Annotated in this window: 16 protein-coding genes; 6 read left to right on the top strand and 10 right to left on the bottom strand. The window is 70.2% G+C overall.

From position 1 onward, the window contains the following. Window positions 1–236: 236 nt before the first annotated feature. Together ACZ56E_RS05050 and ACZ56E_RS05045 are read right to left on the bottom strand one after the other, a co-directional pair. The gene (locus ACZ56E_RS05050; protein ID WP_471211117.1) at window positions 237–803 is read right to left on the bottom strand and encodes a DoxX family protein; all 567 of its coding nucleotides are present in this window, start codon (window positions 801–803) and stop codon (window positions 237–239) included. A gap of 122 nt (window positions 804–925) precedes the next feature. Further along, window positions 926–1,363 carry a hypothetical protein gene (locus ACZ56E_RS05045; protein WP_471211116.1) on the bottom strand — a complete coding sequence of 146 codons (438 nt, stop codon included), beginning with the start codon at window positions 1,361–1,363 and terminating at the stop codon, window positions 926–928. Between the two features lie 399 nt (window positions 1,364–1,762). Here ACZ56E_RS05045 and ACZ56E_RS05040 point away from each other — a divergent pair, with 399 nt between their 5' ends. Next, window positions 1,763–2,377, top strand: coding sequence for a class I SAM-dependent methyltransferase (locus tag ACZ56E_RS05040; protein WP_471211114.1), 615 nt, complete (start codon window positions 1,763–1,765; stop codon window positions 2,375–2,377). A gap of 246 nt (window positions 2,378–2,623) precedes the next feature. On the opposite strand, the gene ACZ56E_RS05035 is transcribed toward ACZ56E_RS05040, so the two are convergent. The 4 genes from ACZ56E_RS05035 to ACZ56E_RS05020 form a co-directional block, all read right to left on the bottom strand. After that, window positions 2,624–2,875, bottom strand: a complete 252-nt coding sequence (locus ACZ56E_RS05035) for a DUF6243 family protein (protein ID WP_471211113.1) — start codon at window positions 2,873–2,875, stop codon at window positions 2,624–2,626. Between the two features lie 887 nt (window positions 2,876–3,762). Beyond that, the gene (locus tag ACZ56E_RS05030; protein WP_471211112.1) at window positions 3,763–4,020 is read right to left on the bottom strand and encodes a hypothetical protein; all 258 of its coding nucleotides are present in this window, start codon (window positions 4,018–4,020) and stop codon (window positions 3,763–3,765) included. Between the two features lie 370 nt (window positions 4,021–4,390). After that, window positions 4,391–4,645, bottom strand: coding sequence for a DUF7660 family protein (locus ACZ56E_RS05025; protein ID WP_471211108.1), 255 nt, complete (start codon window positions 4,643–4,645; stop codon window positions 4,391–4,393). Window positions 4,646–4,872: 227 nt separating this feature from the next. Continuing rightward, complete coding sequence (locus ACZ56E_RS05020) at window positions 4,873–6,405, bottom strand: glycosyltransferase family 39 protein (protein ID WP_471211106.1); 1,533 nt, start codon at window positions 6,403–6,405, stop codon at window positions 4,873–4,875. Between the two features lie 342 nt (window positions 6,406–6,747). Here ACZ56E_RS05020 and ACZ56E_RS05015 point away from each other — a divergent pair, with 342 nt between their 5' ends. Then, window positions 6,748–10,542: an nSTAND1 domain-containing NTPase gene (locus ACZ56E_RS05015; RefSeq protein WP_471211105.1), complete on the top strand. Its 3,795-nt coding sequence runs from the start codon at window positions 6,748–6,750 to the stop codon at window positions 10,540–10,542. A 542-nt stretch (window positions 10,543–11,084) separates the two neighbouring features. Here ACZ56E_RS05015 and ACZ56E_RS05010 read toward each other — a convergent pair. Then, complete coding sequence (locus ACZ56E_RS05010; protein WP_471211102.1) at window positions 11,085–11,564, bottom strand: MarR family winged helix-turn-helix transcriptional regulator; 480 nt, start codon at window positions 11,562–11,564, stop codon at window positions 11,085–11,087. A 79-nt stretch (window positions 11,565–11,643) separates the two neighbouring features. Between ACZ56E_RS05010 and ACZ56E_RS05005 the strand changes: the two genes are divergently transcribed. Further along, the gene (locus tag ACZ56E_RS05005; protein WP_471211100.1) at window positions 11,644–12,897 is read left to right on the top strand and encodes a multidrug effflux MFS transporter; all 1,254 of its coding nucleotides are present in this window, start codon (window positions 11,644–11,646) and stop codon (window positions 12,895–12,897) included. Between the two features lie 26 nt (window positions 12,898–12,923). Continuing rightward, window positions 12,924–13,187: a hypothetical protein gene (locus ACZ56E_RS05000; RefSeq protein WP_471211098.1), complete on the top strand. Its 264-nt coding sequence runs from the start codon at window positions 12,924–12,926 to the stop codon at window positions 13,185–13,187. Window positions 13,188–13,727: 540 nt separating this feature from the next. Here ACZ56E_RS05000 and ACZ56E_RS04995 read toward each other — a convergent pair. Further along, window positions 13,728–14,036 carry a hypothetical protein gene (locus tag ACZ56E_RS04995; protein ID WP_471211096.1) on the bottom strand — a complete coding sequence of 103 codons (309 nt, stop codon included), beginning with the start codon at window positions 14,034–14,036 and terminating at the stop codon, window positions 13,728–13,730. 803 nt (window positions 14,037–14,839) lie between these two features. On the opposite strand from ACZ56E_RS04995, the gene ACZ56E_RS04990 reads away from it, so the two are divergent. Beyond that, window positions 14,840–15,370 (top strand): hypothetical protein, encoded by a 531-nt coding sequence (locus ACZ56E_RS04990; RefSeq protein WP_471211093.1) that lies wholly within the window; start codon window positions 14,840–14,842, stop codon window positions 15,368–15,370. An 83-nt stretch (window positions 15,371–15,453) separates the two neighbouring features. On the opposite strand, the gene ACZ56E_RS04985 is transcribed toward ACZ56E_RS04990, so the two are convergent. Continuing rightward, window positions 15,454–16,062: a methyltransferase domain-containing protein gene (locus ACZ56E_RS04985; protein ID WP_471211091.1), complete on the bottom strand. Its 609-nt coding sequence runs from the start codon at window positions 16,060–16,062 to the stop codon at window positions 15,454–15,456. 366 nt (window positions 16,063–16,428) lie between these two features. Then, the gene (locus tag ACZ56E_RS04980; RefSeq protein ID WP_471211090.1) at window positions 16,429–17,157 is read right to left on the bottom strand and encodes a DUF4253 domain-containing protein; all 729 of its coding nucleotides are present in this window, start codon (window positions 17,155–17,157) and stop codon (window positions 16,429–16,431) included. A gap of 215 nt (window positions 17,158–17,372) precedes the next feature. Between ACZ56E_RS04980 and ACZ56E_RS04975 the strand changes: the two genes are divergently transcribed. Next, complete coding sequence (locus ACZ56E_RS04975; protein ID WP_471211086.1) at window positions 17,373–18,464, top strand: YihY/virulence factor BrkB family protein; 1,092 nt, start codon at window positions 17,373–17,375, stop codon at window positions 18,462–18,464. The last annotated feature ends 325 nt before the right edge of the window (window positions 18,465–18,789 follow it).

The raw sequence follows: 18,789 nt of genomic DNA, 5'->3' as shown, positions 1-18,789 counted from the left end.
CTGTGCGCCGCTGTGTAAACACCAACGACGGGTGGAGGGAACGATCTGTCACTCGTTAGGCCCCGTAAGGCCGTTCCAGCCATGGCCATGGGCAGCGGGGGCCCAGGCAGCTTGACCAAAGGGATAGGGACAGGCGTTGCGGAGGACGCACGCGGACGACCCACGCGGCGGACCTTCGGGGGTCTTCCGGCGCCGATCCGCGCTGCGCCAGAAGACCCCTTACCCCTTAGGGGATCTCAGGCGCGAAGGGTCGCCAAAACGATGCCGGCCGTCACGGCGCCGAGTGCCACGGCGGCGACACCGTGGGAAAGCCGGTGTGCGCGCAGTACGGGGAGGAGCCGGTCGGCCGCGAACCTACCGGGTCCGGTCAGTGCCAGGCTCACGGCGGCGGCGAGGAGCAGCAGTTCGAACTCGATGCCGGCGGGGCTGAAGAATCCGCCGCCCCACTTGACGGCGACGACGTTGAGCATGACGCCCACGACGCCCGCCGCGGCGAGCGGGGTGAGCAGGCCCATGACGAGTCCGAGGCCGCACAGGGTCTCGGTGAGCCCGGCGATCACGGCCATGGTGTGTGCGGCCTCGTAACCGTTGCCCGCGAAGAATCCCGCGGCGCCGTCCAGGCCGCCGCCGTCGAACCAGCCGAAGAGCTTCTGGGTTCCGTGGGCGGCCATGGTCAGGCCGACCGTCCAGCGCAGCAGCAGGAGCCCGAGGTCACTGCCGGACCGGGAAGGCGCGGGAAGGGCGGTGGCGTCGTTCGGGGACGTGGCGTTGGTGTGTGTGCTGTTACTGGTGAAAACGGACATGGGTGTCTCTCCTGTAGGGAAGGCCGTACGTGAGGCTGCTGCTCCCGAAGGCGCAGCGAAGCAACGCCGACCAGCGCTCGGGCACTGTCGGGAGCTGTCGGCTTGCGGGTGGAGAGACCCGTCTACGTTCTGATGATCTGGATTCCGTACAGGTCGACCGACGTGACGTCCTGATGCGAGGTTCCGGCGAGGGCCGGGACGACGTGCGGAGGAGCCGGCGGCGTGGACGTCGCCCTGGGGATGTGCGACCCCGGCGGGTCGGGACACGGCACCACCTCGCCCCTCGGATCCGTCGGCTGCCCGTCGTGGCAGCCGCGGTCCTCGGCCGGGGAATCGGCCCGAGGCACGACGGAGACGGCGGTGGCGGTCGCGGTCGCGCGGCGTTCGGTTTCCGTTCCGACAGAAGCGGAACCTGTCGCCCCGTCGATCCCGAACAGGGGAGCCAGGAAGACGAAGATCAGGGCGAGCAGCGCCATGCGGACGGCGCGCCCCCGGGGTCGTACCGTCCGCGTCGTCATGCCCCGGCCGGTGCGGGGACGGCGCGGGCCGCTCTGGCTCATGGCGGACACCCTACTGGCCTTGAACTTTCAAGTAAAGGCCATGAGGGTTTGCGGGGCCTTCGCGGTGCCCCAGGCGGGGGCTCGATGCTCGGCAGTTAGGAGTGGCTGTGACTTGATGCGGCTGAGGGGCAGCGACGGCGGTGGTTGCAGCCAGGGCTCCCCCGACGGGGTCACCTTGCTTGCCGTCCATGCGGCGCCGGCAATGCCCGGGACAGTGGCTGCCGTAGATACGGGCTTGCCGGAGCGTCGGGGCAGCCCTTTCCCCTTGAGCGGCTGGGCGAGTGCAGGGCTCCGCTCAATCGTCTGAGCCACGAGGCCCTTGGGCAGCGACAGCGCGACACCGTTGCTCGGAGCCGGGCCGGGAGCGAGCACTCTTGCTGCTCGCCTACGCTGTCGGTCATGAGCCGTTGGGAAGAGTTGACCGGTGGGACGTCCGGAGAGGACTACGCCGCCCGGTTTGCCGCCCTGGCCGGCAGCGGCAGGGATATGCACGGTGAGGCCCAGCTGTGCGCCACGCTGGTGCCCGCCGGAGCAAGGGTGCTGGATGCCGGGTGCGGTACCGGCCGGGTCATGATCCGGCTGGCGGAGCTCGGGTATGACTGCGTCGGAGTCGACCTCGACGCTTCCATGCTGGCCGTGGCGCGCAAACAGGCACCCCACCTGCCCTGGATCCAGGCCGACCTGGCCACGTTCGACCCGGCTGAACTTCCCGGTGGCGCGGACTTCGACCTCGTGGTGGCCGCCGGCAACATCTTCCCGCTCCTCGCCGCGGGCACGGAGGCCGCGGTGGTCAGCCGCCTGGCCCGGAGCCTGCGCCCGGGCGGCATCATGGTCGCCGGATTCGGCCTGGACGAAGCGCACCTGCCGGTGTCCCCCACCCTGACCCTGCCGGAGTACGACGCCCACTGCGCCACGGCCGGCCTCACCTTCGTCGACCGCTTCGCCACATGGGACGCCCACCCCTACGAGGGCGGCGGCTATGCCGTCAGCGTCCATCAGGCGCATCGCGGCTGAAGGGGTCGCCCTGAGCGTCGTAACTGTGGGAGACGAGGACTGTTCCTCGACTTTCGGGGTGCGCCGGGTCGAGCAGACGTAGGGCGGTGGGCGACTTCCTCCGGAACTCCGGAATGCAGCCCACCGCCCTGCGCGTGTTCCGTCGAACTGAACGGGACCAGCCGGCCCGGTAGGCCAGCAGGGCCCGGACCGCGCGTCGCGATCCGGGCCCTCCCCCGTGCGGTGCCGCCTCGCGGCGGCGGTGCGTCAGTTCTGTACGGTGCCGTCGCTCGCCTGCCCGGCGTCGCCCTCGGCCGCGCCGACCTTCTCCCGCATCTTGCGCACCAGCTCCGCCTTCTGATCGGCGGCACCCTGGCGGTCGAGGTTCCGGTGCGGACCGTTGTTCTGCCGCTCGGCGCGGGACAGCCTCTTGCGCTTGCCGCCGCCCATGCCCACAGGGTTGTTGATGTTCTTGCTCACGGGTTCTCCCGAAATGGTGTGAAATGCCAAAGGATTCATCGGTGGGGACGGGCGCGGCCTCGACGAAGGACGTCAGCAGGAGCCCGTCACGCTCTCACTCGTAAATCGGCGTCGGGAGGAACATGACCAAGACGTTACCCGGTTCCGTCGGCCCCGCACACCAAGTTGTTCGGGCTTCTCCAGCGCCACTCCTGTCAAAACCTGTGGGTCCCGGCCGATCCGGCGCGCGGCTCAGGCCGGGCAGCGGCGGACGGTAACCGCCCGGTGGATGCTCAACACGCCGCACGCCGCCCCTCACGTCGACCGGCTCGCCCAAGGTGACCCCGACGTGCCGGTCGAAGAGGACAACCTCGACGACGAGGGGGCCGCCGTGTTCGCCTCGCTCCTTCACCTGGCCGGACAGCACCCGGAACCCGCACAGTTCCGGTGGCAGCTGGCCGCAGGCACCGGCCACCGCATACTGCCTCCACCTTCACCACACCTCTCTGACCGAGCAGCGCGAAGCCGCTCACCGGCGGTTTGGAGATGAAAGTAGACCGCCTCGCCGACGACGGCGCCCCCTGCATGATCGCGCCCCGGCCGCGCGCTCGCCCGCTCCGGCCGCCGCCTCCGCGGCTGGGCTCGCGCCTGCCGCCGTACCGCACTCAGCCAGCTGCTGCGCGGTATCTGCTTCGGCAGCGGCAGCGGCCTGATCACCCTCATCGTCTTCTGGCTCACCCACCGCTGACACACCCGGACCCCACTGGCTCGTGAGCCTGTCGTATCGAGCGCGTGTGGCTGCGCTTCTGGGTGACTCTCCGCTGACCTTGGACGCTGTCATCACGGATGTGCGCGACCTGCTCTCGCATGGCGAGGGGGCCTTGGCGTTCGAGACGATGTGTTCGTGCTGCTGGCGGCGCCAAGCACACGGTGCCCACTCACATGGTTCACGAGGCGTCCTTCTTCTTGGTGCGGCGATTGATGACGGCCAGTCGTACGCAGTACGCCAAGGAGACGACGGCCAGGGTGGGGAGGGCCGCCAGGGTGGGGTTCACCCAGGCCGGGACCAGGTCGTAACCCGCGTGGCATTTTTCGTGCAGCGGGTACCACTGTCCGAATTCGCGGAAGTGTTCCCCGCGGTACGCCGAGTCGTAGGCCTGGCCTGCGCTGTGGCATTCCTCTGCCGTGTCCAGCCCACCGGCCAAGGCGCCGATGAGGTATGTGATCCCAGTCCCCAGCAGAAGGAACACGGCAGTCACGGCGAACCAGACGGGACTGCGCCACCATCTTCCGGCGAACAGTGGGTAACACCAGAGCCCAACTAGGACAGGCACAAGGATCAAGATGATGCTCATGGAGTGACCCTGCCCATCTTCCCCCTCCTACCTGGCCCCGCCGCCCGCGCTCTCCCACAACCAACCCTCGCTCACCCTCAGGTCAGTCGTCGATGAAGTCCCCCTCGCCATCCTGCAGCCAGAGCAAGTACCGCTCAACCAGGACCGCGGACTGCTCGCGATGGGCCAACGCCACGCTGTCTTCCCCTACTTGCGTCACTGCTCTGGCGGCGAGGCCATGTCACTCGTAGATGCGGCCCGCCATGACCATCTGGGCCACCAAGTTCCAGCTTGGGCTGTCCGGTACGGGCTCACCCCGGTTGGCGCACCACTGAGGCACGGCTTGCAACCAGGCGCCCCAGGCCTCCAGGAAGTCTGCCAGTGTCACGTTCTCCCAGGCCGCCTCATTTTCAGACAGGTCTGCAACAGCTTCCTGGAGAAACCTGGCCAGGGCCTCTCGACTGTCCACATCCTGCGCCCTCTCGAAGAGGTCCAACTGTCTTCCCCTAACCGTGGGACACACGCGATCTGTGCCATGAGAGGACGCAAGCGCATTGCTCTCTGGAAGCACCGGCTCGCCTCTTCCCTTACCTTCGCACCCCCACCCTCGTGGCAGGGGCCTGGGCGCCACGTCTATCCACCCGCAGCCTCTGTGGCAAACCGTTTTCTGGTGGGCGTGCCGGGCCGCACCGCATCAAGGGCCGCACAGCGCAGAGTTGAGCGTCAACATCTGCCGGGGCGTGCGTACAAGGTGATGCGCGGTCCGCGGTTCGGCACCGTCCGGCACTTCTCGAACCGGCTCTGGATGACGCCGAGTTTCACGGCCTCCCGGTCGTTCGCCCCGGCGGTCCCTCCGGACGGGTCGGTGACGAAGACGATCCGCGGCTCCGCGGCCATGCGGTCGCGGATGACACGGGCGGACGCCTCGACTCCGTACAAGGTGTGGGAGGCATCCGGGCCGCTGTCCAAGGCGATGTCACGCAGCCCCGCCACGGTGCCCGGAGTAGGCAGTACCCACCCGCGGTGGTGCCTCGGCAGGTACACCACCGCGTCCCCGGGCCGGCCTGCCTCCCGGATGGCCCGTGCCGTGGCGGTGGCGTCGGCGTTGCCGCTGCGGTGCGCGGGTTCCCGCAGGTGCTGCGCCTGGGGGAACAGCGCGGCGACAGCGGCCGCGGCGGCCACCAGGGCGACGGCGCCGTGCCATGGGCGACCCCGCAGCAACCGGTCGATGAGACCTCCGACGAGCAGGGCGAGCCCGCACCAGCAGTACAGGACGTAGCGTTCCACGAAGAGCGGCTTGAGCGGAGTGAGGAGCATCAGCAGCGCGATCGGCGCGACCAGCAGCGGCAACGCCACGCGGACGAGCCCGGTCGGAGGCTCCGCCCACCCGTGGGCACGCCTGCCGAGGAGCACGGCACAAACCGCTCCCAGCAGGCAGACGACGAGCGTCTGCGCGTACATGCCGGAATCGAATCGGAGCCAGGCCACCTGTGCCTGCTGCCTCTGACTCACCACCACGAGCGGAGCGAGTGCCGTGCACACGGCCACCGCGGCGACGATCCACCGCCGCCGTGCGGCACGCGGCACCATCAGAGCGTGCCCGGCCAGCGCGAACACGGCGAACTCGTGCAGCAGACACGCGGCCAGCATCAACACCCCGTACCGGAACCACGCGCGCCGCGCTCGGCGTGCCGACCTAGGAAGGGCGTCCACCTGTGATGCCCGGCCCTTGGGCGTCGTCACGGCGTCCACGTGTGACGCCCGGCTCCCGGGCGCGGTCACGCCAGCCACCTGGGCCGCCCGACCTCCCGACGCGGTCACACCATCCACCAGCGCGCAGGTCGCCCAGACGACGAGAGCGCAGACCACAGCGTACGAGCGGCCCTCCTGGGCGAAACGCTGGACCGGCGGGATCAAGGCGAACACGACACCGGCGAGTGCTCCCGCCCGCGCTCCCGCGAGCCTCCTGCCCAGCAGCGCCACCCCTGCGGCGGCGGCCCCCATGACCAGGACGGACGGGATGCGCAGGACCAGCAGCGGATCAGCGTCGCCGGTGAGCGCGAACAGTACGTGCATCAGCAGGTAGTAGAGCCCGTGCACGGCGTCGACGTTGCCGAGTGTGAGCCACAGCTCCCCGATGCCGCGCCGCGAGGCCTCGTAGGTCGCCATCTCGTCCAGCCACAGGGTGCCGTCCCGCCGGATCCCCCACAGGCCGAGACCGAGCGTCAGGACGAGCCCGGGAAGAGCGGCGGACACCGCTCTCCCGCGGACCTTCGGCGAGCGGAAGTCCGTGCCGCAGCCCCGCGGCGCTCGCAGTGCGGGTAACGGACGGGAGGGCCGGGAGGTGGTGGTGATGGCGTACTCCTGTGGGCGTGCGACGGACAGGACCGGAAGGGCCCGGGAGCGGGCTCCGACGGTCGAGTCCAGCGGCGCACGAATTGATGGGCAGCCCTGTTCCGCCGCATCAATCAATTGCTAGCGTGGTTCACGATCTTGGCCGCGGCCCCGGTGCGCCTCGGTGAGCACCGAGGCGCACCGGCGAGTACCGAAGGAGTGCCGCCCGGGGTGCCGGCCGGGCGGTCGGGAGGGGCGTGTCGGGTGGGACGTCGCGAGAAACCGCTGGAGCCGACGGCGGGCCCAATCCCGCGCCTGGCACACGGGCTCCGCAAGCTCCGGGCCGAGGCCGGCAGCCCCACGTACCGCACGATGGCGCAGCGTGTCCCCTACTCGGCGCCCACCCTCTCCGCGGCCGCCGCGGGCGAGCGGCTGCCGACGCTGCCGGTGCTGCGCGCCTACGTCACCGCGTGCGGCGGGGACCCGGAGGAGTGGGAGCGCCGCTGGTACGAGACGGTGGCCGAGGACGCCGAACACGGGACGGACGAAGGCGAGTCGCCCTACCCGGGCCTCGCCCGGTTCGGCACCGGCGACGAGGACCGCTTCTACGGCCGCGACGACCTCGTGGCCTCCCTCGTGGACCTCACGGCCCGGCGGCGCGTGACAGCGGTGGTCGGTGCGTCGGGCTGCGGCAAGTCGTCCCTGCTGCGGGCCGGACTCATCCCTGCGTTACGGCAGTCGACCGGGCTCGCGCGCCCCGCGGCGATCCGCATCCTGACCCCTGGGGAACGTCCGAACCGCGCCCACCGGCAGCTGCTGACTCCGGCCGCCGGCGAGGGCGACACCCTGCTCGTGGTGGATCAGTTCGAGGAGATCTTCTCGCTCTGCCGCGACCCGGCCGAACGCGACGCCTTCCTCGACGGACTGCTCGCCGCACGGGACCCGGCCGCCCGGCTCCGCGTACTCCTCGCGGTGCGCGCCGACTTCTACGGCCGCTGCGCCGAACACGGCCCGCTCGCCGCCGCGTTGAGCGAGGCCCATGTACTGGTCGGGCCGATGTCGCCGACCGGTCTGCGCGAGGCCGTCGTCGGACCGGCCGTGGCCGGCCGCCTGGTCGTCGAACGCGCCCTGACCGCCAGAATCGTCGCCGATGTGGTCGACGAACCAGGCGGCTTGCCGCTGATGGCCCACGCGCTGCGCGAAGTCTGGCGGAGGCGCAGCGGCAGAATGCTGACCGAGGCGGCGTACGAGGCGATCGGAGGCGTGCGCGGCGCCGTCGCGCACACCGCCGAGGACGTCTACGGGAGCCTGAGCGAGACGGATACCGCCCGTGCGCGCACGCTGCTGCTGCGGATGGTGGCACCGGGCGACGGCACGGCGGACACGCGGCGCCCCGTCGACCGCGCCGACCTGCCGCCGGGCTGTGCCGACGTCCTGGAACGGCTGGTCGCAGCACGCCTCCTGACCGTCGACGGCACCTCCGTGGAGCTCGCACACGAGGCACTGATCGGCGCCTGGCCACGCCTGCGGGCCTGGATCGAGGAGGACAGAGAGCGGCTGCGCCTGCACCGGTCGCTGACCGAAGCCACCCGCGTCTGGGTGGAGTTGGACCGGGACCCCGGATCTTTGTACCGGGGGGCGAGGCTCAGGGCGGCCAGGGAGGCGTTCGGGGGCAGCGGGGGTAGCGAAGGTGAACTCACCGATCGGGAGGCCGAGTTCCTGCGCGCCGGGATCGCCGCACTGGAGCAGGGCGCACGCGCGCGTACGCGGGCCGCCCGCCGTACCCGCGTCCCCCTCGGCGCGCTCGCCCTGCTGGTCTGTCTCGCGACGGTCGCGGGCGCACTGGCCTGGCAGCAGAGCAGGAACGGCCATCGGCAGCACGCCGAGGCAGAGGCACGCCGGATCGCCGGTGTCGCGAAGACGCTGCGCACCTCCGACCCGGTCACCTCGATGCGGCTGAGCGTGGCCGCCTGGCGGATCGCGGACCTCCCGGAGACCAGAGAGGCGGTGCGCAGCGCCGCCGCACAGCGGGAACGGGACGCGTTCTTCGGGGACGGTGCGGCGGCTGCGCCTGCGACGGCAAGGCTCCTGAGTGCGGACGGACGCACCCTGACCAGTTCCACCGGACGCCGGGTGACGCGCTGGGCACTGGACGGCGGGCGGCGGATCGGTACGTACAACAGGCCGGGCACCTTCGACGACCCCTCCGGCTATGACGCGGACGTCAGCGCGGACGGGCGCCTGATCGCACGGGCGACCCGGCACGGGTTCCGGATCTGGGATCTGCGGGGCGAACGCGCCCTGGGCCGGCCACTGGGAGGCGGCACGGGCTCGGGGACGGACGGCAGGTTCGCGCCCAGCGGGCGGCTGTTCATCGTCCAGCACGAGGCGCGGGGCGAGGTCCAGGTGTGGGACGTACGGCGGCACACAGTCGTCACACGGATCCGGGGTGTGGAGGCCGGTGCGCCGTTCTCCGCCATGAGCCAGGACGACCGGCTCCTCGCGACGTGCAGGGCTGAGTCGGGCCCGCTCCTCGTCCGCGACGTGCGGACGGGCCAGGACCTGCCCAGAACCTGGCCTCGCGCTCTCGACCGGTCCTTCTGCGCGGCTGAGGAGGCTGCCTTCGCACCGGACGGGCGGTCGCTGGTCGTCCCCGTGGAAGGGGGCGTGCGGACCTGGGATGTACGGACGGGGCAGGAGCGACGCCGGCTCAAGCTGCCCGGTGCGTACGAACCGGACGTGGACCTCAGCGCGGACGGCACCCTGGGGGTCGCCCTCGGGGACAAGGAGGTGGTCCTGTGGCGCACCGCCGACCCGGGGGCTCCGCTGCTGCGGCACCCGGCGAGCGAGCTCACGGCGAGCGGGGTGCGCCTGGACGAGAGGGCCGAAGCGGTCCGCGTACAGGTGAGCACCCGAGTGGTCCGCACCCTCGACGTCCGCGACGCCCTGGCGGGGCCGCGCGGAACGCGGCGGCCGCCCGGCATCGAGGAAGCCCGTTTCAGCCCGGACGGGCGCACGCTGATCACCCTCGAACGCCGTTCCGGCGCAGGGGAGTTCCGGCTGCGCGACGGTCGCGACGGCACGGTTCTGCGTACGCTGCCGGGGCGGGTGTGCGCGGACTGCGGTGGTCCGGCCCTGGCCTTCTCCCCCGACAGCGCCGCTCTCGCCTACGGCGTCGCGGAACTCATGGGCACGAGGATCCGCCGATGGGACCTGCGGCACGGCAAGGAGAAGGCGCCACCGACGGACCTGGCGTCGCAGGTGGGCAGCCTCGTCCTGCCCGGGGCCGGCGAACCGCCCGTGACGGCGGGCTCGCCGACCGGGATGCAGGACGCCGACGACATGAAGGTCGACGTCTGGCGGCTGGGCACGCGGGGCGCTGGGGGGAACGGCGGGTCGGGCGGCGGGCAGGGCGGTATGGGGCGCGCTGGGGGGAACGGTGGATCGGGCGGCGGTGGTCAGGGTGGTACGCGGTTGCTTCACACCGCGCGTCCCGGCACCGGCAGCCTCGTCCTCGCACCCGGCGGCCGTGAACTCCTCTCCCTGGACGGCCGGATGACCGATGTCGGGACCGGACGTTCGCGACCCGTGCTGCGCGGCGAGGACTCGCTGGTGTCCGGCACGTTCAGCCCCGACGGCCGCTTCCTCGCCGTCGCCGATGAGAACGGCAGGCTCACTTTGTGGGACGGCCGGGCCCGCCGCGCCCTCGCCGTCCTGGCGGAGGACGGGCCGAGAGAGGGCGAGTCGCAGCGGGTCGTGGCCTTCTCCGCGGACAGCCGCTATGTCGCCGCGAGTGACACCGAAGGCTCCGTCCAGGTCTGGGAGACGGACACGCCGCGGCTCGACGGCGCCCGGTACGCGGGGACGGGCGGCCCCGTTCTCGCCCTCGGCTTCAACGGCGATGAGTTGCGCGTCATGACCTCGCGCGGCGCGGTCCGTGGCATCTCCGTCACGGCGGGGCGCGCCGCGGACAGCGCGTGCGCGCGGGCGCGCGGCGGACTGACCCGGCAGGAATGGCGGACGTACCTGCCGGACTTCCCGTACCGGCGGACGTGTTGACGACGTGCGAGGGGGTCGACGAGGAGGGAAGAAGACGAACTCGCTGCCGCCGTGCCGGGACAGTCGGGAGGTCACGGCCCACGGCTTGCCCGGCTGTATGGCGGGATGGGAAGGATTGCACGCGCAAGGAGTCGCCCGGACGGTGATCCCCCGCTTGTCGAGCTCTCACGTGCCGGGTTCCCGTGACGGCAGCCCCGGGACACGGTGCAGGATGTGGCGGCGTTCATGCAGGAGGCCGGGCTCCAGGAGTACGGCGAGATGGACGTCGTGCGCTCACGGCTGATCGAGTGGCAGGGCGGCGGGCCGGACAGCTGGACGGTGTGATCGACCGGAGCAGTCCGCCGCGCGTGCCTTGGTGAGGGGACGGACGCTGGCGGGATGGAGTACCCCGTCACTGTTGCCCTCGCCGAGAATGTGCCCCGCTTACCAATCGGGCTGGGCTGAAGGTGCCTCACCGCGCAGCAGTAGCGGTACTTCTGTGGCGAAGTTCCGGCCCCGGGTCGGAGTTTCGGCAGTTCTCCTCGCTGCCGGAGCACTGTCAGTCAGTCCCGGCGGAGGGCTCGCATAGTGGAGCCGAGTGCTCGCAGCGCGGGAATCGCGGCGGCGAGTGCGGCACGGTCGTCGGCGGGCAGCGCGGCCAGGGCATCGGCGAACAAGGCGGCCCAGGCATTCTCGATCCGAGCCATGCCGTGCTGGGCATCCAGTGTCGGATACAGCTGAACGGCTCGACGGTCGCGAGGATCGGTCTCGCGCCGGATCAACCCCTGGGCGACCAGGCCCCGCACGGTGGTGCTGGCGTTGCTCCCATGCAGCCCGAGTTCGCGCGCGAGTTCACCCGTTCCTGTACCCGGGGATTCCAGCACATAGCGCAGAACCTCCAGGTCCGACGGCGGTAGAGGAAGCAGCCCCGCCTCGTCGACCCCCCGCAGCCGCAGGACACGGGCGAGGGCATAGACCGCGGGGGTCAGCTGCCTCGCTTCGCTCAACAGAGCATGGTCATGGAGTTCGTTGCCCTTGGTCACTCTCTCACTCTACCTTTCCCTATAACTATATAACTATAGTCACCATGCCTGCTGTCCCCTTCCTCCCTCTGGAGCGGCCGTGAACTCCCCTGCCCCCACCCAAACCGGCCCGTCGGCGCCGAACCCGGCGCCCGCGTCCCCTCCAGGCCGCCTGACCGCGACCCTGGCGTTGCTGTCCTTCGTGATCCCGCTGTCTACGGACATGTACCTCCCGGGCTTTCCGGCCATGGCCCTGGACCTGTCCACGGACGCCGCCGGCATCCAACTCACCCTCACCGCGTTCCTCTTCGGGCTCGCCGCCGGCCAATTGGTACTCGGCCCCCTCTCCGACCGGTACGGACGCCGGAAGCCGATCCTCCTGGGAACCGGCATCTGCACCTTGGCCACGGCGCTGTGCGCCGTCGCCCCCTCGCTCGAGCCCCTGACCGTCCTGCGATTCCTCATGGGATTCAGCGGGGCTGCAGCCGTAGTCGTCGGCCGGGCCGTGGTCTCAGACGTCACGTCCGGCACGACCGCCACGAGGATCTTCGGGCTGCTGATGGCCCTGGGCGGCATCGCCCCCATCGTGGCGCCGCTGGCCGGCGGGGCAATAGTGAACGGCTCCGGCGGTTGGCGCGCGGTCTTCTGGGTGCTGGCCGGCGCGACCGCGCTCATGTTCCTGGCCGCGCTGCTCCTCGTTCCGGAGAGCCTGCCCGCCGAACACCGACACGCCGACGGCATCCGGACCACGCTCAAGGCCGCCGTCTCGGTACTGACCGACCGCCCCTATCTCGGCCACACATTTGCTTTCTGCTTCGCCAGTGCCACCCTGTTCTGTTACATCGCCGCGTCCCCCTTTCTGCTGCAGAACGTTCTGGGCTTCAGCGTCGGCGAGGCCTCCATGGCCTTCTCCGCCGGCGCCCTCACCGCCACCGTCTCCAGTGCCGCCGCGGCCCGGCTCGTCACCCGCTACGGCTCTCGGCTCCTGCTGAACACCGGACTGGCCGTGCTCCTGATGTCGAGCGCCGTCGCCCTGCTCGTCACCGCCACCGGAAACCTCAACCGGGTGTGGGCCCTTGGCCTGGTCGGCATCGGCTTCCTCGGCCTCGGGCAGGTCTTCACCACCGCCCCCGCACTTGCCCTGGCACGCGTACCGCACGCGGCCGGTACCGGTTCGGCAGTGCTCGGCACACTGCAAAGCGCCCTCGGCGCGGCCGTCGCCCCCCTGATGGGCATCGCTGGCGGACACACCGTCATGCCGCTCTTCCTCGGCATGACCGGCTGCGCACTGATTGCCACGCTCGCACTGTGGTTGACCAGACAAGACCCGGCTCTGGCACGGCAGAAGCGATAGCTGCACAAGATGGCCGGCAGCCGATCATGTCTCATGAGACACCCTGCAGTCTGGAGTACGACGGGGTCCCCGCCGTACTGCGGCGCCGCGATACCGGCCGCGGCCAGACCCGCGCCGGCTGGGACGCCACCGAGCAATGGCTGGACCTTGCCAGCGCCGCCATGAACCTCCCCGTCGACACCGCCCTCAACGGCAAGGCGGTCATCTGGCGCGAGGGCCGGATCGGCTTGGGCGCCGTGCGCTCGTACGCCTCCCGTCGCAGCCGCCGCCTGACCGACCTGCGCCACTGATGCCCCACCGGCTTCGTCGCCTTCGATTGCCTCACACTCGACGGCCAGGACCTGCGCGCCCGGCCGTAAGTAGAGCGGCGGGCGGCCCTGCTCGACGTCCTTCACGGAGTGCAGCCGCCGCTGCAGGCCGTGCCCGCGAGATCACGCTCGTGTGGTTCGAGCAGCTGCCCGCGTAGGGCATCGAGGGCCTGGTAGCCAAGTGTGCGACCAGCTCGCACCGGGCGGCGCAGCAGTGCTCCTTCCCAACGGACGTCGCGTGCTGCCCAGGCGCTGACGGCCCCGCTCGCAGCCACGGTGGCGCGCCTGGACGCCCAGTCCGGGCCCGGGCATCGGGCTAGTGGAGGTCGAGGCCGCCCTCGTGGTGGTGGTCGTCATGCAGGCATCGCCAACGTGCTGTCCGGGCGATCATGTGGCTGCACCGTGCCGGACTCGTTGACGGAGATGTGGGGCGGGTGATCTGAGTGATGCCGAGTGGAAACGGCTACGGCCGTTCCTGCCGGCCAGCGACAGGCGTTGTGGCAAGTGCGGGTCTTTGATGCATCAAGGTGTGGGGTTGGGCTCTGCGAACACGGCGCGGTCGTAGAGCCGGTGGTGCCACTCGTTGGCGTCCAGGGCCGGCTTGGTCGTGAGGACCGGGTGGGGGCCCGTCTCGATGAGGTGTAGGAGTGTCCAGGCGACCCCATAGCAGTCGTCGGGGCCGAAGCAGGTGACGAGGGCAGCCGCTTCCTGTTCTGTCACCGGCTTGCCGATCGCTTCGAGCTGGGCGGCACGCCGATCTATCTCTTCCTCCTCGGCGTCCCAGTCAGGCAGCGGGCCGTCGGCGACGAAGGTCACGACTTCTGGTCTCATGCTCTGATCATCGGCGCTGCCGCCCCGCCCGAACAAGGCGTCCTGTCAGCTCAGATGGCGTTCTCCATAAGTGCTGGCCCGACGGGAAAGGCCTCCTGCTCGTCGAACAGCCTGCGGTGCTGGAGGGGCGTTCGGTGGTGACGGCGACGGGTGAGAGATGGTGCCGCCCTGTCGTGCCAGTCAGGTGCGCCTCATCTGGGTGAGGGAGTACAGGCCCGCGGCGCATCACTGAGCCGTGGCGGGCCCGCTACGAACGCTCTTCCCTCTCCTCCCCTTTTTCCGAACGGAGCGTCGTGCGTCCTCGGTCCCGCCCCTCTGCCAGCGTTCGCCCTCGACCAGGCAGTGCTGCCCGTCCTGTGCACGACGTAGGGCATCTTCGACGCAGGCCGGGCGTCGTGCTGCTGATGGCGACGCTGCTTGCTCTATCCGTGGTCACTGTGCCTTCCGCATCGGCCCGGGCGGCAGCCGCAGCGCAGTGCATGAACGGCCAGCGGGATTCACGGGCCGCGCCTCTGTGGACAGCGGAGAGATCGCGTGGGAAGACGAGTCCGTGTTCGACGATGCACGCGCTCACGCCAACAGAGTGTGGTCGCGGCGCGGCCTCGATCGGGTGCAGTTCCCCGCTGATGACGCCGGCAGGATCGCTGCGCACGAGTTGGGGCCGCCCTGGGGTTCTGCCACAAGAACCCGGCCCTCTACCGCTCGTTGATGGCTCCGAACACTTTCGACATGCCCTCCCACGGCGCCCCCACCGCACGGGACCGCAAGAACTACCGTGCCCTGTGGGGCTGAAAGGCAGTCTCATGAGCTCGTTTCGCCGCCGACTGGCGCTCGCTGTGGCCGGATCGGCGGTCGTTGCCGGAGCCATGCTGGGGGTTTACCGCCTCACCGATGCGGCAGATGCGACCAGCGCGGGCGAGGCGGTGACCCTGTACGACGCGCAAGATGCCAGGCAGGTCGCCGGGACCGCGGACGACGTCTTTGCCGGTGAAGTCGTGAACCGTGCCGGGCAGCGCGACATTGACGGCATCCTCTCCGACCTCTACCAGGTGCGGGTCGAGCGAAGCTTCAAGGGCGGCCTGCACGGCACGGTCACCGTCAGCAACGAGCAGGGAGCGACGTCGCTGTCGCCCGGTACCTCCTACGTCTTCGCCACAGGCCGAGTACCCGGCCAACGCACTCACGCCATCCTCCTGGAGACCACACCGGCTTCCTACCCGAGTCTCACCGCTCCGGTCGGGCCGCGAGCCGCCGGTGAGGAAGCAGTGAATCGGACGGTGGCCGAGTACTGGAGGTGGGCCGTTGCCCACGAACGTGACGTCGCCTCTGGCTGATCCCCACGCAGGGTTCACCACCGCGGTCCTCACGGTGGGCGGCTCGGGCACAGCCTGCGGTGGGCTCCGGTGTGACAGTTCCGTCAGGGGGCGGGAATGGGTGGGCGTGGCGCCCGCCTCCGAGGCGGGCGGGAGAGGGGAGGCCGCCTCTGCCGGTCAGCGATCACGAGCAACGTCCCCGCCGCCCGCGGCCCGTCGGACTTCGGCGGAAGCACCTCCACGGCGACGCTGGTGAATCCGGCCTCCTCGAGGACCTTCACCCATACCTGCTCCTGGAGAACCCACCGGCGCAGCGAGGTCCTTTCGCCCTCGGGGGTCTTCGCGGGGATGTCGGCTGCCACCAGGTCCGGCTGGGCAGGAGCGCCATTCAGGTAGTCGGCCAGGGGGGAGAAGGCCAGTCGCCCGCCCGGCCTCAGCGCAGCGGCGGCAGCCGGCAGCAGTGCTCGCGGATCAGTGAACTCGACGGCCCCGAACACGCTGTACAGCACGTCGTAGACACTCTTCGCCGCTTGGAGGTGGGGCACGGCGTCGGACGAGGCGATACGCAGGCGCGGGGCGAGGTGGGCGAACAGGCCGGTCGCCATCTCGTACTGCGCCGGGGAGGCATCGATGGCGACGATCTCCGCCGGCTCGTGGTGAACGGCCAGATGCGCGGCATGCCGGGCAGCTCCGGCGCCGAGGTCACCGACCACTCGCCCCCCCCGACATCACCCAGCACTTCGCAGCCTGGGCCACCATCCTGGCTCCAGATCCAGCGGAAGGCATCGAGAACGGTGCGGTCACGCTCGGCACGGCTTCGGCCGTAGTGGTGCCAGAGGTCTGCCGTGCTTGTCATCCGCACCATCTTGGCGGGTGCGGCCTGGCACCGGGGGTGGTTCCGGTCAACCGCACCGGCCAGTGCTGTCCCCCGGTCTGCGAGGGTCCGGGTACGGCTGTGTCGCTGGTCGGTGTGAGTCGTTGCCCGGGTGGCGTGGGCCGCACGGGGCGGCGTCCGTCCGCAGCAGCAGCAGCAGCAGGTCGACGTTCCACCCGTCGGCGCGGTCACTTGTGTCGTTCGATCAGTCCCACCAGAAGTCCCAGCTGTTCATGCCGACGATGCGTTCGGCGTAGGCGGCCAGGGTGTAGGGAGGGAAGCTCTGCCAGACGTTGTCCGGGCAGAATGCGAAGTGCTCGGCGGCGACCAGGAGGGCGTCCTTGGTGTCTATGGGTGGTGCCGCGACGCTGAGGTGGAGGGTGTCGAAGCCGACGGCTACGACGCGTGCACCGAAGCGGTGCTCCCAGTCGCGTACGACCGCGGAGAACTTGGCGGTGTCGTTGTCGTAATTGGCGGGCCCTGCCCAGCCGAGAGTGGTGAGGGCGTGCGCACCGCAGGCAGCAGCGACGAGCCCGAGACGTGCCTGGGGATGTTGTTCGGTGAAGACCCGTGCGTATTGAGCGGCCATCTCATCAGGGCCGATCACGGGCTCGTGGCGGAGGTCTGGACTTGGCCAGGTCTGCCCGAATGGTGCGGTGACAGCGGAACGTTGGTCCGGCGTGAGCAGGTCGTCGTCCTCGTCGGTCTTCGTGTACTCGCTCCACCATTGCGCCAGGAGACCGGCCGGGTCGTGCGCGTGGGGTGACGACATGCCCTCGGGAAACAGCTCGCCGGACGCCCAGGGCCTGGACTCGTTGCCTTGGTCGTGAGCGTCGAGAAGGAGTGGCCACAGGCCCGAGGTGCCGTGTTCGGCCAGCAGACGGGCCCACAGCTCGGCGGAGGCCGGGGTGTCGCTCAGCCATAGCGGCTGCACAGCGCCATCGCCTTCGTCGGATGTGATCATCCGGCCTTGCCGGAGCGGGACAGCCAGTGAGGCAAGGAGTTCAGGGGTCACAAGCGGATGCTAGGTCGAGGGTCTGACAGCCGGAGGTCCGATCGGTGTGCTGGTCCACACACAGGACGAAGCATCGAAAGTCCAAGCAAACGGAATCCTGTTTTCGTCCCGCCGGGTCCGGTTACCCATCTGGCATGGCACCGACCCCTGAACCACATCAGCGTCGAAACGAACCCGGCAGCGACGGCGGCACCAACCGCCATGGCGACCACACGAGCGGTAAACCCGAGGCCCCGCGCGGATCGGAGAACATCGGTCCGGACCCGGAAGTGGAACGCAACGCGCCCGATGAGCCGACTGCCATGCCCAAGAAGTCGTGGTGGGTGCTGCTCAAGCGCACGGCGAAGGAGTTCCAGGATGACGAGCTCGCCGACCGGGCCGCGAGCCTGACCTACTACGGCGTCCTCTCCCTCTTCCCCGCCCTGCTGGTGCTGGTGTCGCTGCTCGGCATCGCGGGCAAGTCCGCCACGCAGCAGGTCATGGACAACCTGCAGAAGCTCGCACCCGGGCCGGCCCGCGACATAATCTCCAATGCCGTTCAGCAACTGCAGGGCAACGGCGGGACCGGCTCGCTCATGGCGATCGTCGGTCTGGTGCTGGCGGTGTGGTCGGCCTCCGGCTACATCGCGGCGTTCATCCGCACCTCCAATGCCGTCTACGACATGCCCGAGGGCCGCCCTGCCTGGAAGGTGCTGCCCCTGCGCCTGGTGCTGACGGTCGTCCTGATGGTGCTGGCGGTCGTCAGTGCGCTGATTGTGGTGTTCACCGGCCCCCTCGCGCAGCGGGCGGGCTCCGCGCTGGGGATCGGGGACGGCGCCATGACGGCGTGGTCCATCGCCAAGTGGCCGGTCCTGGTCCTGCTCGTGATCATCATGATCGCGATCCTGTACTGGGCCGCGCCCAACGCCCGGGGCCGCGGCTTCAAATGGGTGACCCCCGGCAGTTTCCTCGCCCTGCTGATCTGGATGATCGCATCGGCCGGCTTCGCGCTGTACGTGGCCAACTTCGCCTCGTACAACAAGACCTACGGCACCCTGGCCGGCGTCATCATCTTCCTGGTGTGGCTGTGGATCACCAACCTGGCGATTCTGCTGGGCCTGGAGTTCGACGCGGAAATGGCTCGTCAGCGGGCCATAGAGGGCGGCCATCCCGAGAACGAGGAGCCCTACGTCGAACCCCGCGACACCACCAAGTGGACCGATGAAGACCGCCGGCGCCTGGACTGAACCCATCAGCACCGCGAGGGGGCGTCCGTTCCTAGCTGAGCTCCGGAGACGTAGGCCGGTCATTCCGCCACCGCGGGCAAAGTCACCAACTGCCAGGCCGACGTCTCGCTGCACCTGGTATCCAACGGCACCTCGGATGACCTCGGCTGCGGTGAACTGGCGGGAGAGCTTGCGGCTGGCCGCCGCCGGGTTCTCCGGCGACCTGGACCGCGAGGCGCTGAGCCGATACGGGGACTGACGCCGCCATACCCGCGCCCTCAGCCGCGCAGGCATCGCTGATGCTCCGGTCAGGAGCTGGCTGCTGTCCCGGCGCATGCGTTCGGCG

This window comes from Streptomyces sp. NPDC039480, from assembly GCF_055597165.1.
Note: the sequence above shows the minus strand (reverse complement) of the source record. Positions and strands in the feature narration are given on the sequence as shown.